The 4,278-nt window shown below is 66.5% G+C and carries 3 protein-coding genes, 1 pseudogene and 1 other annotated feature; of the genes and pseudogenes, 1 reads left to right on the top strand and 3 read right to left on the bottom strand.

The window, feature by feature from the left end:
- Positions 1-1,183, top strand: a 1,183-nt coding sequence (locus ACFI33_RS11615; protein ID WP_462624042.1) for a hypothetical protein, incomplete at its 5' end; no start/stop codon positions are given.
- 552 nt (positions 1,184-1,735) lie between these two features.
- Here ACFI33_RS11615 and ACFI33_RS11610 read toward each other — a convergent pair.
- The 3 genes and pseudogenes from ACFI33_RS11610 to ACFI33_RS11600 all read right to left on the bottom strand — a co-directional run.
- Positions 1,736-2,137, bottom strand: a complete 402-nt coding sequence (locus tag ACFI33_RS11610) for a hypothetical protein (RefSeq protein ID WP_206450868.1) — start codon at positions 2,135-2,137, stop codon at positions 1,736-1,738.
- A 170-nt stretch (positions 2,138-2,307) separates the two neighbouring features.
- Positions 2,308-3,554, bottom strand: a protein-coding gene (locus ACFI33_RS11605; RefSeq protein ID WP_462624041.1) for an IS3 family transposase whose coding sequence is annotated in 2 segments (ribosomal slippage) — positions 2,308-3,275 and positions 3,275-3,554 — 1,248 coding nt in all. Because the reading frame shifts where the segments join, the coding sequence is not laid out codon by codon here.
- Positions 3,148-3,276 (bottom strand) — a sequence feature (AL1L pseudoknot). It overlaps the preceding gene by 129 nt.
- A gap of 51 nt (positions 3,555-3,605) precedes the next feature.
- A pseudogene (locus ACFI33_RS11600) lies at positions 3,606-4,132 on the bottom strand (IS3-like element ISAar44 family transposase); the annotation flags it as partial.
- Between the last annotated feature and the right edge of the window lie 146 nt (positions 4,133-4,278).

The raw sequence follows: 4,278 nt of genomic DNA, 5'->3' as shown, positions 1-4,278 counted from the left end.
GATCACCAAGATGAAGAACCAGCTGCGCGCCTTCGCGCGCCTCGGCCCGCTGGTCCCCAGTGGTACTCGAGAGCAGATGCGCGAGGTCCAGCGTGGCCTCGAGGCCCTCACCCAGACGGTCGATGACTTCTACACGCTGTTCGGGCCGGAGCACTGGATCTTCCATGACAGCCTCAATGTGGACGCGATGAGGTCACTGATGGATGCCCATGCAGGTGATCCCCAGGCCGCGGAAACCGCCCTGGTCACCTGGTACAACGAGGAAGACCACCTTCGGTGGATGATGCTCAGGCTCAACCGGCACGCACCTCTTCGCCCTCGCATGCACCTACTGGAGCTCGCGTGGGCAGACCAGCAGGCCGGCCGCTATTACGCCGTTGTGCATGTCCTCCTGAGTGTCATGGACGGCTTCGTCAATGACCTCAATCCGCAGCACCCGCAGGGCCTCCACGCTCTCGATGGCGAGGACCTACAAGCGTGGAACAGTGTGGTGGGACACCACCAGGGCCTGTCCGCGGCGCACCACTCCTTCAAGAAGGGGTTCAAGAAGCGGAACAACGAGCCGGTCACCGAGCTCTACCGGCATGGCATCGTGCATGGAGCCTTGACGAACTACAACAACGCCGTAGTCGCCACGAAGGCTTGGAACCGCCTCTTCGCCGTCGCCGACTGGGCTGCCTCCAAGGATGCCGAGGCGAAGGAGTTGGCGAAGCCGGCTGCGCCCACGCTCATGGAAGTTCTCCGTCAGGTGGGACGCACTGCGCGGGACCGCAGGGAGATGGAGGCGTTCATCCCCCAGAGCCTGGGCGCCCAGGACCCGGCATTCCCGTCGCATCCTGCCGTCCAGCTGGTGTCGGAGTTTCTCCAGGCGTGGCGGCGCCAGAACTACAAGGGGATGTCAGACCAGGTGGTTCTACGGTCCGCACAGGTCCGCCCCGTCGATCTGCGCCGTGAATACGACGGTCATGAGCTCCAAAGCTATGAGCTCCTAGAAGTCGACCACCACGCCTTCAGTGTGGCCGTAGTGCGCGTGCGTCTGGAGACACCTGACGAGGTCTACTTCCCTGCGATCCGATGCCTGCTGACGGACGAGAAGGGCTCTGCCGCAGTTCTGAGCGACGAGGGCCGCTGGGCTCTCCCACAGTGGCAGTACCACTTCATGACGCAGCACGCCGACGAGTGAGCCCTTCTGAGCGGTACGTGCAGCGTCAGCGACGAGGCAGCCAGGACGCGGGGAGCCCCTCGCATCCCCTTGCTCAATATGGGGCCCCGTACTGGGCGCCAGGGGGTGGGCCGGTCACATCCGCTCTCCACCCCTCGATCGCAGGCAGATCGAGTTCGAGCGCTCGGAGGGTTTCGTAGAGACGTTCATGGCGGGATAGCCCGCCGTCCCAGCTCGGCGGTTCTACAAGGAGGCCGCCCCGAGAGTCGTAGGTATTCCAGCTGACGGTCGTGCCAGTGGAATCCGGGGCGAGGATGCCGGCCGTCGGGCGGCTCGGCTCATAGCACCAGAGTTCTTCGCCGACGAACTCCAGGAACACTTCCGACAGAGCCCATCCAGGCCGAGAACCCAACAAGTTCGACAGGCTCATCCGGTCAGGGGGCTGTTCCCGGCCTCCTGCGGGCGCCCCGCTTGGCCGGCCACTGGCTAACGCCCGGCGCTCGCCGCGGTCTTCCTTGCCCGCACGCCTCTTGCGCTTCGATGACTTCGACATCTCTCCTCGTCTCCTGCGTCTCAGCCGATGAGGTAGCTGATGGCATCGGGGGTGGTGGTGTGGTCTTTCGCCCATGCACGGCTGCCTTCGTTGCTGGGTGGCACGAGGTCGAGCCAGGCGTTCAGAGCCCCTCTACCCACTCCCACTGAGCCGGCGAGGATCTGGTGGGCGATGAGGAATACCTCCGCACGCAGCTCGGGGCAGTCCGGGGCGCTCACACCCCACCGCGGGCCGCGCTCCTTAGTGCGTGCGCGCGCCTCGACCCGCACCTGCAGGGCCCATCCGGGGAGGCCTGAGGCGGGGCTGATGGCCGCGATGTGGATCAGGAGCACCGCGATGGACCGCATCCGGCGCAGATATTCGGCGCCGGGGACGGGTTCGCCGTGGCAGAGGACGACCTCTCCGCGGAGAGCTTCGAGCACTGCCTGTTGCTGATTCAGGGTCCCGGCGCCGGCTGGCACCCGGGTCGCGGTACCGAGGTCGTGTTCGCACTGGGGCACCCGTCCGGGGACACGGGGGTTGCCGCACAAGGTGCTGAACCCGGAGGCCCGTAACCCCTGCAACCGGGTCGAGCTGAATCGCCCCGGGTTTGTTAGAGGCTCGCAAGTGCCGTCCCGGCGGGCGCCGACACGGGGTTCTCATGATGGTAGACGTCCTCGAACTCGACCGGAGGAACCATCCCGATCTCCCCGTGCACGCGGCGATGGTTGAACCAGTCGACGTACTCTGCGACCGCGATCTCCAGGTCTTCGATGGACGTGAACGGGCCCTTGTTCCGGATCAGCTCGGCCTTGAACAGCGAGTTGAATGCCTCCGCGAGGGCATTATCGTAAGAATCCCCCGTCGAGCCGACCGAGGCGACTGCGCCGGCCTGGGCCAGCCGCTGGGTGTAGCGCACAGCGACGTACTGGACTCCTTTATCGCTGTGATGCCGCAGCCCGGCCACGTCCTGACCAGCACGCTGACGCGTCCAGAACGCCATCTCCAACGCGTCCAGCGCCAGGTCCGTGCGCAACGACTTCGACAGCTGCCACCCCAGGACCCGTCGGGAGAACACGTCGATGATGAACGCGGCGTACACCCACCCGGCGAAAGTGCGGCAGTAAGTGATGTCAGCGACCCACAGCTGATTCGGGGCGGCCGCGGTGAAGTCGCGCTGCACCAGGTCCTCACGCTCATCCGGGCCCCGGCCCGTCACTGTCGTGCGTGGACCCTTCGCGCGGCTGATCCCGCGCAGTCCTGCGGCACGCATGAGCCGCTCGATCGTGCACCGGGCAACCTGGATGCCCTCACGGCGCAGTTGCGCGTGGATCTTCCGGGCCCCGTAGACCCCGTAGTTGGCCTCATGCACCCGCCGGATCTGAGCGACCAGCCGCTTATCGCGCAGACTGCGGGCCGAGGGCCGGCGTGTCTTGGCGGCGTAGTACGTGCTCGGTGCGATCTGCGTGCCCGCTGCGGTCAGTGTGGTGCAGATCGGCTCGACACCGAACTCGTGCTTGTGCTCGTCGATGTAGTCCACGATCACCGGTGTGGGCGGTCGAGCTCCGCCGCGAAGAAAGCCGAGGCCGAGCGCAGGATCGCGTTCGCCCGCCGCAGCTCCCGGTTCTCCTTCTCCAGCTCGGCCATCCGGGCTGCCTCGCTGGTCGTGACCCCAGGGCGGTGACCTTCATCGATCTCGGCTTGGCGGACCCAGTTGCGCAGCGTCTCGGGGTTGATTCCGAGTTGTTCTCCGACGCGGCGGAACGCTCCGGACTTCGTGGCGGGGTCTTGACGGGCTTCGAGGGTCATCCGCGTGGCGCGTTCGCGGAGCTCGTCGGGGTATTTCCGTGGTGCTGGCATGCTCTGCATCCTTCCGTTGGATCAGAGCCTCCACCAGACCCGGGGCGATTCAATCAGCTCAGGGATCGCTCGGGCCGGGTGACGGGCCTGGCGCCGGCGTTCCTTCACCTGCGCGGCGGCTGCGAGGATGCGGTACATGGTGGCGATCGAGCACAGGTACACCCCGCGCTCCAGCAGCGTGGCGTAGACCTGGGCCGGGGGCTGGTCGACGAATTCGTCACTGTTGAGCACCTCCAGCACCCGTTCCCGCTCAACGCGACTGAGCCGGTTGGCCGGCTCCACCGCGGTCCGAGGTCCCGGTGCTGTCCGGGCCCGCCGGCGGGTGGCGGTGGCCCGCGACACCCCGGTCAGTCCCGCTGCGTCCCGGGTGGTCACGCCTGCGGCGGTGAGCTCGGTGTAGGCGCCCATCAGCGCTTCTTGCGCGGCTGCTCGGTGTCCGCGCTCTCGGAAATCTGCTCCAAGAGCGCGTGTGCTTTTCCCATGATGTCCAGGGCGGTCTCGGTGGTGGCCAGCTTCTGCTGGGAGGCGGCCAGCTGGCGGCGCAACCGGGCGATTTCGGCCTGCTCCGCACTCGGCCGGCCAAGGGCGTGTCAGATGGTCTGTGTAAGCCGTACCGAGAGGAACGGTAAGAATCATGACCATGACCGACGAGAAGAACCCAGGCGAGCCCTCGGGCCAGGACCTGGTCGAGCAGCTGAAAGCCTCAGGGCAGCTTGATGCCCTA

This window comes from Micrococcus sp. PSi08, from assembly GCF_054960655.1.
The sequence above is the reverse complement of the archived record's forward strand: the minus strand, read 5'-3'. Positions and strand labels throughout refer to the sequence as shown.